General features: G+C 57.7%; 21 protein-coding genes and 1 other RNA gene. 11 read left to right on the top strand and 11 right to left on the bottom strand.

What is annotated here, in order from left to right:
- Window position 1 precedes the first annotated feature (1 nt).
- The 9 genes from RSK20926_RS11610 to RSK20926_RS11570 form a co-directional block, all read right to left on the bottom strand.
- A complete protein-coding gene (locus RSK20926_RS11610) occupies window positions 2–1,585 on the bottom strand; it encodes an ABC transporter substrate-binding protein (protein WP_008206909.1) in 1,584 nt (527 codons plus the stop codon).
- A gap of 444 nt (window positions 1,586–2,029) precedes the next feature.
- On the bottom strand, window positions 2,030–2,476 hold the full coding sequence (gene dtd / locus RSK20926_RS11605; protein ID WP_008206908.1) for a D-aminoacyl-tRNA deacylase: 447 nt from the start codon (window positions 2,474–2,476) through the stop codon (window positions 2,030–2,032).
- Between the two features lie 200 nt (window positions 2,477–2,676).
- The gene (locus RSK20926_RS11600; RefSeq protein WP_008206906.1) at window positions 2,677–3,360 is read right to left on the bottom strand and encodes a nitroreductase; all 684 of its coding nucleotides are present in this window, start codon (window positions 3,358–3,360) and stop codon (window positions 2,677–2,679) included.
- 53 nt (window positions 3,361–3,413) lie between these two features.
- On the bottom strand, window positions 3,414–4,604 hold the full coding sequence (locus tag RSK20926_RS11595; RefSeq protein ID WP_008206904.1) for a TFIIB-type zinc finger domain-containing protein: 1,191 nt from the start codon (window positions 4,602–4,604) through the stop codon (window positions 3,414–3,416).
- Window positions 4,605–4,638: 34 nt separating this feature from the next.
- A complete protein-coding gene (locus tag RSK20926_RS11590; RefSeq protein WP_008206901.1) occupies window positions 4,639–5,829 on the bottom strand; it encodes an SPFH domain-containing protein in 1,191 nt (396 codons plus the stop codon).
- Window positions 5,830–5,863: 34 nt separating this feature from the next.
- Window positions 5,864–6,766: a DUF2927 domain-containing protein gene (locus tag RSK20926_RS11585; RefSeq protein ID WP_008206899.1), complete on the bottom strand. Its 903-nt coding sequence runs from the start codon at window positions 6,764–6,766 to the stop codon at window positions 5,864–5,866.
- A 58-nt stretch (window positions 6,767–6,824) separates the two neighbouring features.
- Entirely contained in the window at window positions 6,825–8,015 is a 1,191-nt protein-coding gene (locus RSK20926_RS11580; protein ID WP_008206897.1) for a toxic anion resistance protein, read from the bottom strand.
- Between the two features lie 20 nt (window positions 8,016–8,035).
- Window positions 8,036–8,950, bottom strand: coding sequence for a 5-bromo-4-chloroindolyl phosphate hydrolysis family protein (locus RSK20926_RS11575; RefSeq protein ID WP_037254878.1), 915 nt, complete (start codon window positions 8,948–8,950; stop codon window positions 8,036–8,038).
- Between the two features lie 164 nt (window positions 8,951–9,114).
- Complete coding sequence (locus RSK20926_RS11570; protein ID WP_050773074.1) at window positions 9,115–10,200, bottom strand: pseudouridine synthase; 1,086 nt, start codon at window positions 10,198–10,200, stop codon at window positions 9,115–9,117.
- 62 nt (window positions 10,201–10,262) lie between these two features.
- On the opposite strand from RSK20926_RS11570, the gene RSK20926_RS11565 reads away from it, so the two are divergent.
- From RSK20926_RS11565 to RSK20926_RS11550, 4 genes are all read left to right on the top strand, one after another.
- Window positions 10,263–10,727 carry a nucleoside deaminase gene (locus tag RSK20926_RS11565; protein WP_008206892.1) on the top strand — a complete coding sequence of 155 codons (465 nt, stop codon included), beginning with the start codon at window positions 10,263–10,265 and terminating at the stop codon, window positions 10,725–10,727.
- A 111-nt stretch (window positions 10,728–10,838) separates the two neighbouring features.
- Complete coding sequence (locus RSK20926_RS11560; RefSeq protein ID WP_008206889.1) at window positions 10,839–11,414, top strand: TetR/AcrR family transcriptional regulator; 576 nt, start codon at window positions 10,839–10,841, stop codon at window positions 11,412–11,414.
- Window positions 11,415–11,425: 11 nt separating this feature from the next.
- Window positions 11,426–11,719, top strand: a complete 294-nt coding sequence (locus tag RSK20926_RS11555) for a YciI family protein (protein ID WP_008206887.1) — start codon at window positions 11,426–11,428, stop codon at window positions 11,717–11,719.
- Entirely contained in the window at window positions 11,716–12,345 is a 630-nt protein-coding gene (locus RSK20926_RS11550) for a DNA-3-methyladenine glycosylase I (protein WP_008206886.1), read from the top strand. The genes RSK20926_RS11555 and RSK20926_RS11550 overlap by 4 nt, the downstream gene beginning before the upstream one ends.
- 176 nt (window positions 12,346–12,521) lie before the next feature.
- Here RSK20926_RS11550 and RSK20926_RS11545 read toward each other — a convergent pair whose 3' ends face one another.
- Entirely contained in the window at window positions 12,522–13,214 is a 693-nt protein-coding gene (locus RSK20926_RS11545) for a metal-dependent hydrolase (protein WP_008206885.1), read from the bottom strand.
- A gap of 254 nt (window positions 13,215–13,468) precedes the next feature.
- Between RSK20926_RS11545 and gatC the strand changes: the two genes are divergently transcribed.
- The 5 genes from gatC to rnpB all read left to right on the top strand — a co-directional run bounded on the left by gatC (window position 13,469) and on the right by rnpB (window position 17,227).
- The gene (gene gatC / locus RSK20926_RS11540) at window positions 13,469–13,756 is read left to right on the top strand and encodes an Asp-tRNA(Asn)/Glu-tRNA(Gln) amidotransferase subunit GatC (protein ID WP_008206884.1); all 288 of its coding nucleotides are present in this window, start codon (window positions 13,469–13,471) and stop codon (window positions 13,754–13,756) included.
- Window positions 13,757–13,759: 3 nt separating this feature from the next.
- On the top strand, window positions 13,760–15,247 hold the full coding sequence (gene gatA / locus RSK20926_RS11535) for an Asp-tRNA(Asn)/Glu-tRNA(Gln) amidotransferase subunit GatA (protein WP_008206883.1): 1,488 nt from the start codon (window positions 13,760–13,762) through the stop codon (window positions 15,245–15,247).
- Between the two features lie 38 nt (window positions 15,248–15,285).
- A complete protein-coding gene (locus RSK20926_RS11530) occupies window positions 15,286–16,056 on the top strand; it encodes a hypothetical protein (RefSeq protein WP_037254796.1) in 771 nt (256 codons plus the stop codon).
- Window positions 16,056–16,778, top strand: coding sequence for an N-acetylmuramoyl-L-alanine amidase (locus RSK20926_RS11525; RefSeq protein WP_008206881.1), 723 nt, complete (start codon window positions 16,056–16,058; stop codon window positions 16,776–16,778). The genes RSK20926_RS11530 and RSK20926_RS11525 overlap by 1 nt, the downstream gene beginning before the upstream one ends.
- 42 nt (window positions 16,779–16,820) lie before the next feature.
- Window positions 16,821–17,227, top strand: an RNA gene (rnpB, locus tag RSK20926_RS22100) — RNase P RNA component class A.
- Window positions 17,228–17,249: 22 nt separating this feature from the next.
- On the opposite strand, the gene RSK20926_RS11520 is transcribed toward rnpB, so the two are convergent.
- Window positions 17,250–17,612, bottom strand: coding sequence for a hypothetical protein (locus RSK20926_RS11520; protein WP_008206880.1), 363 nt, complete (start codon window positions 17,610–17,612; stop codon window positions 17,250–17,252).
- A gap of 277 nt (window positions 17,613–17,889) precedes the next feature.
- Here RSK20926_RS11520 and rpmG point away from each other — a divergent pair, with 277 nt between their 5' ends.
- Entirely contained in the window at window positions 17,890–18,057 is a 168-nt protein-coding gene (rpmG, locus tag RSK20926_RS11515) for a 50S ribosomal protein L33 (RefSeq protein ID WP_008206879.1), read from the top strand.
- Between the two features lie 315 nt (window positions 18,058–18,372).
- The gene (locus RSK20926_RS11510) at window positions 18,373–18,729 is read left to right on the top strand and encodes a hypothetical protein (protein WP_008206873.1); all 357 of its coding nucleotides are present in this window, start codon (window positions 18,373–18,375) and stop codon (window positions 18,727–18,729) included.
- Window positions 18,730–18,763 lie beyond the last annotated feature (34 nt).

The following is an 18,763-nucleotide window of genomic DNA, read 5'->3' as shown; positions in this document are numbered from 1 at the left end:
ATTAGGCCTTTACCCACATTCTCATCGGAGCATAGCTGTTCATCAGGGCATAGCCTGCAACTCCTTCGACCCAGCCATCGATGCGATCAGTGGTGGCGTCGATGAAGTCGTTGAACATTGGGCAGATCAAACCGCCTTCGTCACGCAGAATGGTGGACATATCCGCATACATCTGCTTGCGCTTGCCCTGATCCAGCTCACCGCGCGCAGCAACCAGCATCTGGTCGAACTGCTCGTTGTTGAAGCGGGTGTCGTTCCAGTCCGCGGAGGACAGATAGGCGGTGGTGAACATCTGGTCCTGAACCGGACGTCCGCCCCAGTAGCTGGTGCAGAAGGGTTTGTTGTTCCAAACCTCGGACCAGTAGCCGTCGTTGGGCTCTCGCTTGACGTTCAGGTTGATGCCCGCGCTTGCGCAGGACTGCTGGAACAGTGCCGATGCATCAGGTGCGCCTGGGAAGGAGTTGTCCGAGGTGCGCAGCAGGATTTCACCATCATGGCCGGACTTCTTCAGGTGGTGCATCGCCTTGTCCGGGTCATACTCACGCTGCTCCAGCTGGGTGAACAGCGGATAGGACGCGTTGATCGGGGTGTCGTTACCCACCGAACCAAAGCCGTTCAGAACCTTGTCCACCATTTCCTGGCGGTTGATGCCGTATTTCAGCGCCATGCGCACGTCGTTGTTGTCAAACGGCGCGGTGTTGCAATGCATGATGAAGACGTAGTGACCAGGACCGGAGGTGGTGCGCAGATCGATGGTCGGTGCGCGGCCAACCAGTTTGGCGGTGCGTGGTGGAACACGGTCGATCATGTCCACCTGACCGGACTGCAGTGCAGCAACGCGAGCGGTGTTGTCGTTGATAACGATCAGTTCCAGGGTCTCGGCATTGCCCAGATCACCCCAGTAGTTCGGGTTTTTCTCGGCAACAAAGCGCACGCCCATGTCGACGGCCTTCATGACATAGGGACCGGTGCCGATGGCCGCTGCGGGATCGTCCTTGCCGCCGCCGGGCTGAATGATCAGGTGGTAGTCTGCCAGCAGGTAGGGAAGGTCCGCATTCGGGCTGTCGAGTTCGAAGACAACACTGTCACCATCTGCACGGACATTTTTAATGCCGCGCATGATGCCCAGAGCACCGGATTTGGTGTCTTCGCCCGAATGGCGGTCCATTGTCTCAACAACGTCTTCTGCAGTGACGGATTTGCCGTTGGAGAAGGTGATGCCGCTGCGCAGTTTGAAGGTCCAGGTCTTGGCGTCGGCCGAGGCTTCATAGCTCTCTGCCACTTTGCCTTCCAAGCCGCCATCGTCAGAGAGCTCAACCAGTGGCTCGCCCCACATGCGGGTTACCAGCTGGCCAACCTGGTTGGTGACCAGTGCCGGGTCCAGGCTGTCGGTGGTGCTGCCGCCCTGGGCGCCGATCTTGATGGTGCCGCCCTTTTGAGGGCCGGCCGCGCGTGCTTCAGTTGTCAGCAGGGTGCCTGCCGCCGCAGCCGTAAAGCCAAGAGCAGCGGCCTTTGCCATAAAGTCACGGCGGCTCAGCTTGCCCGCAACAGCATGGCGCGCGAGGAAATGAAGTTGATCTTTCATAGAGGTCTCCCAGTTGCAGTCTTGGCCACCCTGGCATCCCCGCAAAAGGGACCGGTGGCTTTTTCTTGTATGGTGGGCCAAGATTTGCGCATTTGCCGCGACCTAGCAAGCTTTAAAAGCGACATAAGTTCAGCGGTTCGATTTTCGCAAACTTTCCGATAAAGCGCAGTGTCGCCTTCCAGTAGAGACTTGCCGTATTTAGGGGGGAATTGCCTCTTTTTGGCGTAAACTGGAGTTACGTTTTAACAAACTGGGTCCAAACCAAAAAATACTGAGATGGGTTTGGAATGAAAGAGAACGGGCATATTCCCCTACTTTACTACAGAATCTCTTAAGGTCAAAATTCACCTCTAGAGGGATTTTTAAATTTGAAATGCGACTATGGGGTGTTTTTTGGCACGAATCTTTCGCGAAAGATTCGTGCTGCTTTGCCGGACAGATGGCTTATTTTTCTGCTGTATCCATCCATATCGTCACTGGACCGTCATTCAGCAGACTGACCTTCATATCGGCACCGAATTGTCCGTTTGCGACCTCTAGCCCCAACTCCCGAAGGACTGCAGAAAACTGAAGATAGAGAGCCTCACCCTGTTGTGGGGAGGCCGCATTTGAAAACCCGGGACGGTTGCCGCGACGGGTATCTGCGGCCAGGGTGAACTGGCTCACCACCAGGATTGATCCGCTGATATCTTTGACCGAGCGGTTCATCTTGCCATCACTGTCTTTGAATATGCGCAGCTTGGCGATCTTGCCGGCCAGGTAATCGATCTCGGCCTCGCTGTCCCCCTGCATGGCGCAAATGAGAACCAGAAGTCCGGGGCCAATCTCACCGACAATCTTCTGATCAACCGTGACCGAAGCTTCGCTGACCCTCTGTATCAAAGCACGCATGTTAATCTCCTGGACTGTTTCTTGTTGCTTGCCATGGCATTTCTTTCGGCCTCTGGCAGGAGGGGGAAGAAGACGAGACGATAGGCTCCCCGAGATCACAAATTCAAGCGGTTCGAAAAGACCTTGAGGGAAGGAATCGGCGAAAAGAGCTAAGAGCGCCCCATTACCAACTCAGTATGCTCTAGGAGAGACCGTTTATGTTAGTCGCGCCATTCGACAAATTCCTCCAAAGACGCGCGCTCGGTTCGAAAACTATTGGCCGGGTGAGTGGTATCGCTAAAGCCAAAGGAAATACCGCAGAGGATGTTGCGATCCAGAGGGATCTCCAAGAGCTCATGGAGAAGGGGCGCATAGGAGGCGAGGGCTGCCTGTGGAATGCTGGCAACACCAGCGGCTTGGGCTGCAAGGGTGAAAGCGGCGACAAAGCCTCCGCAATCCATAGCGCCATAACTCCCCAGGGATTTTGGCGCGGAGAGCACGGCGCAATGTGGGGCGCCAAACAGATTGAAGTTTTCCATCATCTGACGCGCCGATGCTGCCCGGTCGCCTTTTTCAATACCTACCGCCTCATAGAGAGCCCATCCACATGTGCGCCTGCGCGCCTGATACTCGCCCTCGTAACGCTCTGGAAAGGCGATGTCGGGATCGTGCCCGCCTGCCATCGCGGCCTCCATCAGGGCCTGGCGCAGGTCTTCGGTTTGCGTCCCGCTGGTGATCGTCACTTTCCAGGGCTGGGCATTGCACCAGGAGGGTATCTTCTGAGCCGTCTGCAAGATGGCGTTGATGTTGGGGCGAGGAACCGGATCGGAACGAAAGGCGCGGCAGCTATGGCGCTGGCTCAGGAGGGTGTCGAACTCTTCAAGCGCAAGAGGGCTGCGAGACATTTGGGACTCCAATCCGGTTGGGCGGAAGTTTGTGCGGTTGAGTAGGGCTGTGCCTAGCGTTGCGCGCCGAAATAGGCCGCGGCAGCAAGCAGCAAGAGGGCAAGGGTTGCGGCCCCGGCGATTTTCCAAGCGGAATAAGGCCGCTCACCCTGAACCCGACCGGATTGGCCGTTGACGACAAAGCGGTAGGTTTTGCCCTGGTACTTATAGGCGGCAAGCCAGACCGGCAGCAGAATATGCTTAAAGGTGATGTCGGAGACCTCGGTGCTGATATTGCTGATCCGTTGCCGGTCACCACCAATGTCAAATCGCACGTCGCGCTCGATCACGCGCTCCATATGGCGGCCTGCTTCGGTGTAGCCCTCTTCTAGGTCCACCGTATAGGCCTCAGCCCGAAAGCCTGCCAGATATTGCGGCTGATAGGGTTCCAAGGCGGTCAGATCCCAGGGCTGTAGCGCATCGGTGTAGCGCTTGGGCAGACTTTTTGAAGCCAGAACGATGATATCATCAAAGAAGCGCGCAACCCGGCCAGTAACAGGTGACCATCGGACTTTCTCAACTTGGCGGGTCTTGGTTTCGCCATCGTCTTGATAGGTCTCTGTGACATAGTAGACGGTACCGCGTTGGCCTGCATATTGGCTGCGGGTCTGCGCATCATAGGTCCAATAGGGGACATAGATCCCTTCCATCTTGCGGCCTTTGCGAGCGTATTCCTGCAAGCCATTGGGGGCAAACCACAGCTGGCCCAACCAGTCGCTCATCGCCTTGTGGGCATCGCGTTCCTCGATGCCAAAGGGCAGCACACCCTTAGGCTTGATATGTCGGTTTTCACCGGTATCGGTCACCACCGGGGTCGCGCAGAATGGGCATTCCTTGGCGTGGGTTTCATCGCTGAACTCCACCTGTGCTGCGCAATTGGGGCAAGAGGTAACGCGGGTTACTTCCATTTCCGCTTCGGGCAGCTGTTTGGCTAGCGCGGTTTTGAAATCCAGCTCCTTCAGGGCGCCGCCCTGCCAGGGGCTGTCCTGCATGGTTTTCTGGTGGCCGCAATGGTCACAGGTCAGACTGCCCTGGGTGGGATCAAAGCGGTAATCCGCCCCACATTGCGCACAGGGAAAGCGGCTTATGTCCTTTGGGTCTTGGGGCCTGTCAGAAGCCGGGGCGGGCGGGGGAGGAGGGATGTCTATCACGATACCATCAAAATTGCTGGAGCGGGTCGCCGCCAAGAAGGGAGCACCTGCCATCCAGTGGAGATGGCAGGCTAGGTGGTGGTGAGAATTAGGGCGCGGGTGGCGGCGGCGGCGGTGGGGGCGGAAGAATGGTAAAGAGCTGCGCCAGTTCGGCCACATCCCCTGCGGGTTTCCAGCCATCCTGACCGGGCGTCCAGACCAGGGTTTCGCGTGTCAAATCGCCTTCTTGCGCCATGCGTCCCATGCGCGCCTTTGAGAAGGGGCCTTGGGTCTGGCCATTTACGGCGGTGTGCCAGACATGTTCCACTGGTGGAGGTGGGGGGGCGACAGGAGCCGCTTGCGGCGCGGTAGCCTGCGGAGCGGTTGCGGCAGCAGCGGGTGCGGGACGGGCGCCCCAGGGACCTGCCGCGTGACCCGCTGCACCGGGTTGCATCGCAGTTCCCATCTGCTGAGCCATAGCCATGCCCATTCCCATGCCCAGGCCTGCGCCCATACCACTGTTTGGGGTCTTGGCGGCGGCTTCCATGGCTTCCGCTGCGGCAAACTGTGTATAGCGACCCAGGTCGCCGACAATGCCCATCTGGGTACGCTTGTCCATCGCCTGTTCGACCGCCGGCGGCAGGGAGATATTCTCGATATAGAGCTCTGGAATAGAGAGGCCGTATTCCGCAATCACGGGTGCGATTTCAGCGGCAACGAGCTTGCCCAGATCAGCGGTGTTTGCCGCCATATCCAGCACCGGAATACCAGATCCGGCAACCGCGCGCGAAAACTCCTGCACGATGATATTGCGGATCTGGAAAGAGATCTCGTCCATGGTGAATTCACCATCGGTGCCAACAATCTCAGTGAGAAAGCGTGCCGCATCCACAACCCTGATCGAATAGCTGCCAAAGGCGCGCAACCGGACGGGGCCGAACTCCGGATCGCGGCACATGATCGGGTTCTTAGTCCCCCACTTCAGGTCGTTAAAACGGGTGGTGTTTACATAGTAGACCTCTGACTTGAACGGCGACTGGAACCCGTGGTCCCAGTGCTGCAGGGTTGTCATGATCGGCATGTTGTTGGTCTCAAGCATGTAGAGACCCGGGGTGAAGACATCCGCCAACTGCCCCTCATGCACAAAAACCGCCGCCTGGCCTTCGCGTACTGTCAGCTTGGCGCCGTATTTGATCTCATGGCCTTCACGCTCAAACCGCCAGACCATTGTATCGCGGGTATCATCGGTCCAATGGATGACGTCGATGAATTCCCCTTTGAGAAAGTCGAATATGCCCATGTTTCAGGTCCTTTTCTCTTCGTCGTTGGACAGCCTAAAGCGGCTGTCCCATTACTTCCCGTGCGATGATACGAACCAGCGGGCGCGCTTCTTCTGCGCTCATCCCGGTTCGCAGCCTCTTGTCATAGAGGATCTGTAGCAGCTTCTCGTCATGACTTGTCAGATAGGCAAATTCATCATCGTCATTAAAAATGGAGGGTCGCGCGCGGGGGCTGTCATTCAACAGCCCAAGCCCCTGCGAGACCTCTTCGTGAATGCAGCTGTCACGCACCAGGTCCGGGTGTTCCGCGCGGATCAGGGCAACACCGCTAATATAGTCAAAAGGTGCCGAAGGCGGCCCGCCTGCCAGCACAAAACAATAATGCGTGCGTGGAGGGTCGACAAAGAGCCTCAGATCCGCCTCACTCAGATCCGGCAAGAGGTCCCGGACCTTCTCGGCGACATAGGCCCGGTCATCGGCACTGGCAAAGATCACATGGAAATTTCCACGTCTGGACTGGTTGGAAACGGGATGGCCCGTCACCCGTGCGAGCCGGTCGGTGAACCGTTCCAAAACCGCACTGTCGCGCAGCTGCTGGGCTTCCGATACGGAAGGGCCGAAATCGGCCACCACTCGCACAGGGCCAGACCAGCGGCTGAGCCCCCCAGCTAGCCGATTGCCGCCGCGCCCCGCATATTCGTAGTAAAAGGCGAGTTCTTCAAAACGCTCGGCCAGGTCTTCCGCATCATAGGGGGTCTCGGGACCACCTCCATCGGTGCGCAGAAGACCCCGGGTCAAGAGATCTTGCTGCAACACGCGATAGTAGTTCCGCAATTCCGCACTTTCCGCTGAAGGCGTATAGGTGGCTGGCGCCAGGGTCGCTGGCCGGTCTTCCGGTATCAGCGAGACCCTTTGCCCCGCAGGCAGGCAGGCTGCGAGGCCAGCGAGACAGGTCACGGCGACAGCCAGGGGCCTTATGCGAAAAACGGGCATGGGGGTGCGGTCTCTTTCGCCGTTACACAGGGACAGAGGTGCCGGCGTTGTCGCCAACGCCATCTCGCCGCGCCTTTGCTGCTGCAAGCGTGTCGCGCAGCTCGCCTTCCATCTTCTTCAGGTCCTCTTCGGCTGCGGCGCGTTTTGCTTTGCCCTCATCTGCGATTTGCAGGCTTTCCTGAATGGTGCCGATCAGATCCGCATTGGCCTGTTTCACCGCTTCGATGTCAAAGACACCACGTTCCATTTCTTCGCGGATCATCTTGTTGCTCTGGCGCAGGTTGGCGGCATTTGAGGTCAAAAGCTCGTTTGTCAGGTCATTGGCGTCACGCACGGCAGAGGCTGCCTCGGCGGAGCGCTGAATGGTGACCGCCTGTGCCAGCTGGGTCTCCCAAAGCGGTACTGTGTTGACCAGAGTTGAGTTGATTTTTGCCACAAGCGATTTGTCATTCTCCTGAACCAGGCGAATGGATGGCAGGGATTGCATGGTCACCTGGCGAGTCAGTTTCAGGTCGTGCACCCGGCGCTCCAGGTCATCCCGTGCGGCCCGCATGTCGCGCAACTCCTGGGCGCGCATGACCTGATCGGCCTCTGGGGCTGCCGCGACTGCGGCCTCCATCTCGGGGATGTCTTTTGCGTCCAGCTCCGCCAGTTTGGCCTCGCCCGCCGCTATATAGAGCGCCAGCTCATCATAGAAATTCAGCGTCTTTTCATAGAGCAGGTCGAGAGATTTGATGTCTTTCAGCAGCGTATGCTCATGGCCTAGAAGGTCATCGGTGATCTTATCGATCTGTCCCTGGATGCTTTCAAAGCGAGCGGTGAATTTGGCGAAAGGGGCTGCGCGTCCAAGCAGGCGTTCCCAAAAGGTCGGCTTGCGGCGCACATCCAGCTCACTTACCGAAAAGCCGCGGATTGTGGTCACGATATTGCGCAGGGAATCGCCTGCAGGGCCGACATCCTTGTTGCGTACATCCGCCAGCATCGCCTGGCTGATGGTTTGCAGCTCCGCCTGGGCAGCCGATCCAAAACCGATGATGGAGTTGCTGTCGCGCATGTCTAGCTCGCCCATTCGGCTTTTGATCGCAACGCTTACTTCACCGTCAGCCTGATCCAGGGGGGCGATAGCTTCAACGGGTTCGGCTAGTTTGTTTTCAACAACTTCCACAACCAGTGTTTCCGCTTCGACGGCTTTCTTCTGAATAGTCTCGGACATTGGCACTTCCCCTGTCTGTTTTAACTGCGGTCCATCTGGACCCCTTCGCGCTGCAAACGGTCGCGAAGCACATCAATTTCAATGGTGAGATCGCTGCGGTCTTCCAGCAGCATCTTGCGAGTTCTGGCGGCAAAGTTTTCCTCGAGGTCCTGCAGCAGCGCCAGATAGTCGGCGCGAGCTGTTGCATCCTGAGAGCGGCTGTAGATATCGGCAAATTTCACCGTGGCGTCTTTGGCCCCCTGCAAATAGACCGTCAGGTACTTCCTGGCGGCGGTCAGATCGCGGGGGTCTTCCTCAACCGTGCGGAACAGATCGCGGGCCACGGCCTGAAATTGTTCAACGCGCAGCTCTACATCGCGGTCACGGGCGCGCAGCACCGCATCCGTCATCGCGTCCAGCGAGAACTCTGCCTCTTCCACCGCGCGGGCGACACGGGCCTGTTGGTAATCGTCAACTCCCTCAGTTCCCTTGTCCTGCAGGGGGTCCAGGCCAAAGGCCGCCAGATGCAGCCCCATTGCCGCCAGGCCGTAGATCGCCGCGATGGCTAGACCTGGTTCCGCCTTCCAGGCAGCAAGTCCGGCGCCAGCACCGGTCAGAACAGCCGCCAGGATCTTGCGCGGGAGAGCAGGTTTGCGGGCCACGCGACGGGCATCAAACGCTGCCTTGGCTCGCAGGCCTTCACGCAGAAGGTAGGCCGCACCGGTCCACAGCGCCGCAGCGCCCAGTCCGAGTGCCAATCCCGAGGCCCCACTCGTGAGGGAGAAGAGCAGCATGAGCGCGCCGGGCAAAAACATCAGGTTTGAGCGCAGACCAATGGGATCAACCGAGCTGTTTCGCAACGGCTGCACCTGCGATGGAGATGGCGTGCCTTTAGATCCCTCTAAAGGGGCATTGCTGCCTGAGGGGCTGTATTTGCCGCCAAATTTCTTTGCCAAATCCTCAGACCCCCACAATCCAACCCGTGCTAAGTCCAAGCATCAGGATGAGCAAAGCCGCAAAGGCTACTTTCTGCACGCTGTTCCCCCCTAGGGATTTACTATCCTTCAAAATCTAGGGGAAGCTGCGGCCCCTTGCTAGGGGGAAGTCTGGTAGAAGTGCCTCAGCGGCGGGGATTTTTGCCGATTGGGCTAGGTTTTTTACGGCTTTGCCCCTGGCGCGGCTTGCCGCCCGCTTTTGCCGCTCCCTCACTTGAGTTGCGAGAGGCAAGAGGTTTACCCCGGCCCGGTTTGGCGCCCGCACGCACAGCATCGCTCTTGCCTTTTGATGGGGCAGGGCCACGGCTGCGCTGGGCGCGCGGTTTTGGCGTGCTCTCTTCGGTTTCCGCTTCCAGGCCCAGCTGATCGCGCAAAACCCGAGGTCTGAGTTCCTCAACCTCACCCGGTTTCAGGTCGCCCAGCTGGAAAGGTCCATAAGAGACGCGCAATAGACGGTTCACATTATAACCGATGTCCTCCATCGCGCGGCGGATTTCCCGGTTCTTGCCTTCGCGCAAGCCGACGGTCAGCCAGGCATTGGCGCCTTGCTGACGATCCAGATCCACGATCATCGGCTGAAAACGTTCCCCATCGATCACCAGGCCTTTGCGCAGTGGGGCAAAATCCTCCTCCTTGGGGCGGCCATTGATGCGGACCCGATAGCGGCGCAGCCATCCGGTCGAGGGCAGTTCCAGCTTACGCTTGATGCCACCATCATTGGTCAGCAGCAAAAGACCTTCGGAGTTCAGGTCAAGCCGTCCCACGGTCATGACGCGGGGCAGGGTCTCTGGAAGATCGTCAAAGATCGTCTTGCGCCCCTTTTCATCCCGATTGGTTGTCACCAGTCCAGAGGGCTTATGATAGAGCCAAAGCCGCGGTGCCTCCGCCTGGGGCAGGGGAGCACCATCAACCAGGATCCGTTCCTGCCCGGTCACGTTGAGGGCGGGGCTATCAATTACGGTCCCGTTGACGGAAATTCGGCCCTCGGCAATCATCCGCTCTGCTTCTCGGCGGGATGCGACACCTGCCCGAGACAAGACCTTGGCAATCCGGTCGCCGGTCGACGGCGGATGATCTACCTTGTCGTTGCTTTTGGCCCTGGCAGCACTTTTGGCTGGCTTGGTGGTCTTACCAGCAGCTGGGCGACCCTCCGGTTGGCCTTTGGAGTGGTTTCGGGTGCGGTTCTGTGGGGGGCGGGGTGATTTGCTCATCCCTGCGACATAGAGCATTCCACCGCCTTGCGAAAGCACCCATTCCAAGGCAGGTAAGAGGGATGAAACAGTCTGGCCCCTCATTCAAATCTTATATGAACCTCGCTTTGGATGAGGCGAGAGCGGCAGCTCGGCGCGGAGAAGTGCCTGTCGGGGCGGTTTTGATCAACTCAAAGGGAGATGTAGTTGCCCGTGCGGGCAACCGGACCCGGGAACTCAATGACCCCACCGCGCATGCCGAAATCCTGGTCTTGCGAGAGGGATGCAAGGCGATAGGGTCAGAGCGACTTATGGGCTACGATCTCTATGTCACTCTGGAGCCCTGCGCCATGTGTGCTGCGGCACTGGCTGCGGCGCGAATTTCGCGGATCTACTACGGCGCCTCTGATCCGAAATCTGGCGGGGTAGCCCATGGGGCCTGCGTCTTCTCCCATCCCCAAGCGCATCATGTGCCCGAGGTCTATGAGGGGATTTCTGAGCGCGAGGCTGCCGAGCTGCTGAAGGTTTTTTTCGAACAGAAACGCTGAAGGAAGATAGGGTCCTGAAATGCTGTGGTTTGGATTTGGAGTTGCAATTTTAGGACGACTGCCCTAATGAAGGTTTAGGTCAACCGTCCTAGATATTGGTGCAATGATGAAATGAAGCAGGAAACCACTAAAGACCGGATTGCAGAAGCCGCGAAGCAGCTGTTCTACGAGCGCGGGTTCGAAGCCACTTCTTTCGCGGATATTGCCAGTGAAGTCGGCATCTCGCGTGGTAATTTTTACTATCATTTCCGGACCAAGGATGAGATTCTCGAGGCGGTGATTGCCCGGCGCAAAAACGAGACATGCTCAATGCTGGCAGATTGGCAAGCGGAGGGTAGTGACCCCGTTGAAAGGATAACTTGCTTCATCCACATTCTGATCGCTAATCAGAGCAAGATCACGCTGTTCGGTTGCCCAGTTGGCACTTTGGTATCTGAGCTCACTAAGCTCGGACATGGGGCCCAGGATCAGGCAACGAGCATCTTCCTTCTGTTTCGCGGCTGGCTATGTCGCCAGTTTGAAGAGCTGGGATGCGGTGAGCGCTCAAATGGTTTGGCAATGCACTTGTTGGCCCGCAGCCAGGGTGTCGCTACGCTTGCTCAGGCTTTCAAAGATCCAGATTTTATCAACTTCGAAGTTGAGCAGATGCAGTCTTGGCTGCAGTCCAATCTGCCCGAACAACTATAAAAGGAACAAAAATGTTCGCCATCTTTCTCAGATTTTCGAATGCCCAAGAACGTGCCGGGGAAATACTGGATGCGCACAAGGATTGGCTGCAAAATGGTTTTTCGGATGGTGTCTTCCTCGCCGCCGGGCGGATCGAGCGAGGGCAAGGCGGGGCCATACTTGCAAATGGCTGCAGTCGCGAAGCGTTGGATAAACGCGTTGCTCTAGACCCCTATGTTCAAGAGGATGTTGTTGCCGCTGAGATCATAGAGTTTTCACCCTCACTGACAGACCCTCGCCTGGCCTTCCTGAAGGAAAACTCATGACCAATCTCTTTGTTGCTGATGATAAAATGCAGCGCTGTGCCTGGAGCGCATCTGCGCCGGACTTCTTGCGCTACCATGACGAGGAATGGGGCTACCCGGTGGGCGACGATATTCGTCTGTTCGAAAAGATCTGCCTCGAGAGTTTTCAATCAGGGCTCAGCTGGCGCACCATTCTGGACAAGCGTGAGAATTTTCGCGCGGCCTTTGCAGGGTTTGACTTTGACAAGATGGCACAGTTTGGACAGGCCGATGTTGAGCGTCTCTTGCAGGACAAAGGCATTATTCGCCATCGCGGCAAGATTGAGGCGGTGATCAACAATGCCGCCCGCGCACAGGAGTTGCGCGCAGAGGCTGGATCTCTGGCAGCGTTTTTCTGGAGCTTTGAACCTAAACCAGAGGATCTGCCTGCCCCCCAGACCGCCTCCACCAGCGCGGACTCTGTGGCGCTTTCCAAAGCCTTGAAAAAGCGGGGCTGGAAATTTGTCGGGCCAACGACGGCTTTTGCTTTTATGCAGGCTATGGGGTTGATCAATGACCATGCCATAGGCTGTTTTTGTCGTGATAAGGCAGCCGCCGCGCGCGCCGCCTTCAATCCAGCCAAACCAGGGGCATCCCCCAAACCCTAGGCGTAACTACCGAACCCTGGCCGCTTATCTCAGCAACAGCACGCAACGGTCTTGCGCCGGACCACCAGGTCCGGCGCTGGGCCCAACGGGAGCAGATCCGTTGTGCGGATCTTGCGACGGGCGGGAGCGCTCCTAGCCTACAATGACCTCAAAGCAGGGCCACTACTTCAATCGAGCTAAAGCTCTATCGCCTCCATAATTTCAGGTTCTCGCACCTCGACATCCGGGAGCCCCTCGATGAGCGCCTTCGCGCTTTGTTCAAGGATCGGGAAACTCTTGTAGTGGCAGGGGATGACGGTTTTGAAATTGAAGTAGCGCTTTGCCGCATAGGCAGCCTGGCGCATATCCATGGTGAAATGCCCGCCGGCGCAGAGGATGCCGATTTCAGGACTATAATAGTCTCCCATCCAGTCCATATCCGCCATAATTCCAGTGTCCCCAGAAATATAGACGGTCTTTTCCTCGGTCATCAGCATGTAGCCCACTTCTGAGCCACCGCTGCGGAGCCCATCCTCGGTGGTAAAGGTCGAGCTGTGGGAGGCCGGGACCATGGCAAGCCTTGGCCCACCCAGATCAACCGCACCTCCTTTGTTGAAGCCAATGGTTTCTACCCCTTCAGCTTCCCCCCAGTAGCCCATTAGGTCGTATTGGCCCACGACTGGCACCTGCAGCCGTTTGGCGAGAGGGAGGACATCAACAACATGATCAAAATGCGTATGGGTCAGAATAATATGGGTGGCGCCGGTCACCGCCGCCTCATGCTGTGTTGACAGGAGGACAGGGTTTCCCGTCAGCCAGGGGTCGATCAGCAGCACCTTGCCTTCGGTCTCGATGCGAAAACTGCCATGACCCAGCCAAATGATCCTCATTGCTTTCCTCCTCACTGCCTATGATGCCTATGATGCGCTGCACTCAGACTAGCAGCGTGGAGGCATCTGGCTATTCCTCTTTGTCCGGCATGGCGCCACGTCATAATTTCGCAACTATCGTCCGCGCTTTGGGCGGTTCGGGCGCCCGCAACTGCGCAAAAATCCGGAGGAATAGGGCTTTGCCCCTGCACGCAGGCTTGCGGCGCGCCTTGAGCAACGGTAAATGCCAACGGGAACACGAGATGAGGGTTTCCATGTCGATTGACCAAAATACAGCCGCCAAGGTGGCCAAACTGGCCCGGATTAAGGTTGAAGAGGATGCTCTGCCTGCACTGGCAGAAGAGTTCAACACCATCCTGGGCTTCATCGAGCAGCTGAATGAAGTGGATGTAGAGGGCGTGGAGCCGATGACCTCGGTCACACCACAGCGCCTGAAACGCCGCGAAGATGTGGTCAATGATGGCAATCAGCAGGACAAGATCCTGTCCAACGCCCCCGATGCCCGCGAAGGCTTCTTCGCTGTCCCCAAAGTGGTGGAGTAAGACATGAGCGATCTGAATAAACTGGGCCTGGCCGAGGCACGTGATGCACTACGCAAGGGTGAAACCACTTCTGTGGAATTGACCGAGGCCTGCCTCAAGGCGATCGATGCCGCAGATGCGCTTAATGCCTTTGTGCACAAAACACCGGAAATTGCCCTGGAGCGCGCCAAGGCTGCGGATGCGCGCATTCAAGAAGGTGAAGCGCCTGCGATGTGTGGTCTGCCTGTTGGCATCAAAGACCTCTTCTGCACCAAGGGTGTTGCCTCTCAGGCGGCCTCCAAGATTCTGGACGGTTTCAAGCCAGAGTATGAATCCACAGTTTCGCAGCAACTGGCAGATGCCGGTGCGGTCATGCTGGGTAAGCTGAATATGGATGAGTTTGCCATGGGCTCCTCGAATGAGACCTCGGCCTATGGCAATGCGGTCAGTCCCTGGCGCCGTGGCAATGACGACGCGCAGCTAACACCAGGTGGTTCCTCTGGCGGTTCCGCCTCTGCTGTTGCGGCTGATCTTTGCCTTGCGGCCACTGGCACCGATACCGGCGGCTCGATCCGCCAGCCTGCTGCCTTCACAGGTACCGTGGGGATCAAGCCCACCTATGGTCGCTGCTCGCGCTGGGGCGTTGTGGCCTTTGCGTCTTCGCTGGATCAGGCCGGACCGATGACCAAATCGGTCCGCGATGCCGCCATCATGCTGGAAGCCATGTGCGGACATGACCCGAAGGATTCGACCTCTGCCGAACTGGCTGTGCCGAATTTTGAGGCCATGCTGACCGGCGACATCAAAGGCAAGAAAATCGGTATCCCGAAGGAATACCGCATGGAGGGCATGCCCGCTGAGATCGAAAAGCTCTGGGCTGATGGCACCGAGATGCTCAAAGCTGCTGGTGCTGAGATCGTTGATATTTCGTTGCCCCATACCAAATATGCGCTGCCTGCCTACTATGTGATTGCCCCGGCAGAGGCTTCTTCGAACCTGGCGCGCTACGATGGTGTTCGTTATGGCAATCGCGCCGTTCTGGAAGCGGGTGATGGCATCACCGAGATGTATGAAAAATCTCGTGCAGCAGGATTTGGTCAAGAGGTGCAGCGCCGTGTCATGATCGGCACCTATGTGCTCTCGGCTGGCTTCTATGATGCTTACTACAACCGTGCTCGCCGCGTGCGTGCCCTGATCAAGCGTGACTTCGAAGAGGTCTTTGCCGCTGGTGTGGATGCGATCCTGACTCCGGCAACTCCTTCGGCCGCCTTTGGCCTGGGTGAGATGATTGATGCGGATCCGGTACAGATGTATCTGAACGATGTCTTCACCGTCACCGTGAACCTGGCTGGCCTGCCAGGCATCGCCGTTCCTGCGGGGCTTGATACGCAAGGATTGCCATTGGGTCTTCAGCTCATCGGTCGCCCTTGGGAAGAAGGGGATCTGCTGAACACCGCCTACGCATTGGAGAGCGCAGCAGGGTTTGTAGCAAAACCCGGAAAATGGTGGTAAGTTCCCAATCAAAGAAGAGCAGATAAGCAGGTAAATTCATGCGTGGTCTCGTCGCACTCGCTGCCATCGGCAGTCTTTCCGCCCTTTCCGCCTGTAGTCCCAGGGTGCCGGATAGCGCGGCTGGGGTTGGTTTGGATAATGATCCCTTTGCGGCTGCGCCAGCGGCGGGGACCACCATCTATGGCGAGCCTTTGGTTCCACCTTCTCGAGTCTCGAGTGAGCCGCTCCCCGGAGCGGCCACCTCGATCTCACCTGCGCCGCGCTATGCGGGAACCAGCACAACCTCTTCGACGGGCTCATCTGACATCGCTGCTGAAACGGCTGCAGCATTGCGGGCATCACAAAGCAATTCGGGTCGCGCTCCACTCGAAGCAAGCCCCTCAAACCCGGCGCCCCAGTTGGTGGGAAATCCGGGCCTTTCGGATGAGAACAGCTTTGAAGCGGTCTCTGCACGGCAAACCATTGAGAGTGACGCAGCCCGCCTGCAACAGCAGCGGTCACAGTATCAGCAGGTACAGCCTACCGCCTTGCCAAGCCAAAGCGGGGCACGCTCTCCAAATATCGTGAAATACGCGCTGAGCACCTCTCATCCGGTTGGGACCAAGCTCTATAGCCGGAGCGGCATCAACCTCAAAAGCCGATCGGCTCGCAACTGTGCAGGTTTTTCTTCTGCGGAACTGGCGCAACTCGCCTTTCTTGAGGCGGGTGGACCACAAAGGGACCGTAAGGTTTTGGACCCTGATGGGGATGGCTACGCCTGTGGCTGGGATCCACGTCCCTATCGCTTGGCGGTACGCGGGAACTCCTGATGGCTGGGGCTGGCGCCAAGACGGTAGTGCAAAAATGCACTCCGGTTTGGCACCCGAGCCCCAATTTCACCGAAAGGCGAAATGGTTTGCAGCCACATCTTGTGGTGTTGCACTACACTGCCATGTCCAGCGCCGAAGCGGCCTTGCAGCGCCTGTGCGACGCCGAGGCAGAGGTTTCGGCGCATTATCTGATCGGGCGTGATGGAACCCTCTGGCAGATGGTGGCGGAAATGGCGCGTGCCTGGCACGCGGGAGCGGGTGAGTGGCGGGGGCTGGATGACATAAATTCCCGCTCCATCGGTATTGAACTCGACAACGCTGGAGATCACCCTTTTAGCGAACCACAGGTCAGCTGTCTGGAAGCCTTGCTGGGGCAGATTTTGAAGCGTTGGGCGATTCCCCCTGAAGCCGTTATTGGACATTCCGATATGGCACCGGGGCGCAAGATTGATCCGGGCCCCCGGTTTGATTGGGCGCGACTGGCACGGCAGGGTCTGGCGGCGCACTCTCCTATTGCCAATGAATGCCCCGAAGCGTCGGAAGCGGCGGGCGATTTTCAAAACCTCTATGAAGCGGCGGGTTACAGCGCGGCGGCCAGCCCTGAGGAGTTGTTGCAAGCGCTGCGCCTACGTCACGCGCCCTGGCGGCAGGGTGCGCTCTGCGGGGCTGATATTGCGCTCTTGCGCGCTCTGAGCGCGAGTGGGGCGCGACGTAGGACATAGGTGTCTTGACCGCGAAGCTAGGGAGGCATAACTGAAGCCTGCGCAGAAGGCTGGACGGCCGCTTTCAGAGGGTCACCCTTTGCGAGAGGAAAGTCCGGACTCCATAAAGCAACGGTGCCGGGTAACGCCCGGGCGGGGGAACCCGACGGAAAGCGCCACAGAAATGAAACCGCCTGCTTTTGCAGGTAAGGGTGAAACGGTGGAGTAAGAGACCACCGCGCCCCTGGCAACAGGGGTGGCAAGGCAAGCCCCACCGGGAGCAATGCCAAATAGGGTCCCCGCGCGGGCAGGTCGGAGCAATCCGAAACCGCCGCTAGGCGCGCTTTAGCCGAGAGGGACCGGGTTGGCAGCTAGAGGTGCATAGCAATGTGCATCGCAGATGAATGGTCGTCGATCCCGGAGCCATGGCTCCGGGGGGACAAAATCCGGCTTACAGGCCTTCTGCGCAGTTATCCCGAAGGAGCTATGTGGCTATTTTCGGGTCATGATCTGTATATCACCTTGGCCCTGGTTCTTGACGATGCGCATCTGTTTGCCGTTGACAGAGATGATCTGACAATCGGTGTCCTTCGCGTGGGTTTCCAAGGTGCGGCACCACATTTTGTTGCGCCAAGCCCAGACCCCAACAAGTTCTTTTCCACCAAATTCGCCGGTCAGTTTCCCATTGCGTTTCGCAAGAGCGTAGCCATCACCGACATGCCAGCGCTTACCAACTATGAGTTTTACATATTGCTGCTTGGTGGTGATTCTCGTGAAGTCATCAGAGCTGGCAGTGGTCGTCTGTAAGGTGAGAATTGCAATTGCTGCTGCGAAACCGAAAAAAATGCGGGTCATAAGATAAACCTCAATTGTTACAAAGACAAGAAATTCGCGCCCAATAGTTGGCGCAGTACAAGTCTACCTGAGTTTGAGCTTTTTGCCAAATTGGCAGAAGTGGCCGGCAGCTTTGAGCAACTTTGCGGGAGTGCGGGTGGTTTTGTCCTGCGTAGGATAGAAATCCGCCCGAATTGCACGCAAATCCTATTGACTCGCTGGCTGTGGCAGGTACAAGCCACGCTCGTATAGGAATTTACCGAGAGGCCCCTGCCTTTTCGGACGCAGGAGAAGCACCATGGCGAAGCCTACCACAATCAAGATCCGCCTGAACTCGACCGCGGGCACCGGCCACTTCTACGTGACCAAGAAAAACGCACGGACCATGACCGAGAAAATGGTCATCCGTAAGTACGACCCCGTTGTGCGCAAGCACGTCGAGTACAAAGAAGGTAAAATCAAGTAAGCTCAGGCTGCTTGATGGCAAGTTTGAGGGTCATGCAAATTGCGTGACCCTTTCTTTTTGCGCTAAGCTCACTTCGCGCTCGCGCAAATTTGGCTAAAATGCTTCCGATTCCTTTGGGGCGACCTCTGCCGAGGGCAGAAGCCACTTCCGTTGAATGAAAAGTCTCGAAAAAGCGAAGTATTTCTTTGGAAAGAGGACAAGACACCGCCCCATTCTTCATCTAGAGCCTTACGCGGGATGTAGTGAAATAGGTGTGTTGTGGTAAAAAGTGTGATTTTAGCGCTTGGATTAACTGTTGTAGCGGGACCGGGGCAAATGCCAGAAGCGGTGCCAGGCCTGTCTTCGCCGCCGGATGTCAGTAGCGCCGAGCTTCCGGTAGCAGCAGCCAGCATGCCTGATGGTGCCGCTCTGGTTCAGCCCGGTAGTCAGACCCGCGTTGTCGAGGTATTGGGGCGGCCGCTCTCCCTCTCGCTTGTTCGCGCTGATCGCACGGGGTTAGCGGTGCTGAGTGTCCCACAACGCAGTGTCATCGCTTCCCTGCCTGATATCGCGCCAGAGGCCTTCCGTGCGCTGGTGGCAGGTGAATCGGGCTGCACCCCTGTGGGAGAGGTGCAGGTTGTCGGCAGTGGGCGTGGTACTGTTGCCCTAGCCACCGGGTTAACCTGCAGCTAGAAAAAATGCTCCGGTAAGAGCATAACCTCTCCTC

It is taken from the genome of Roseobacter sp. SK209-2-6 (assembly GCF_000169455.1).
Taxonomy (GTDB): domain Bacteria; phylum Pseudomonadota; class Alphaproteobacteria; order Rhodobacterales; family Rhodobacteraceae; genus Pseudophaeobacter.
Note: the sequence above shows the minus strand (reverse complement) of the source record. Positions and strands in the feature narration are given on the sequence as shown.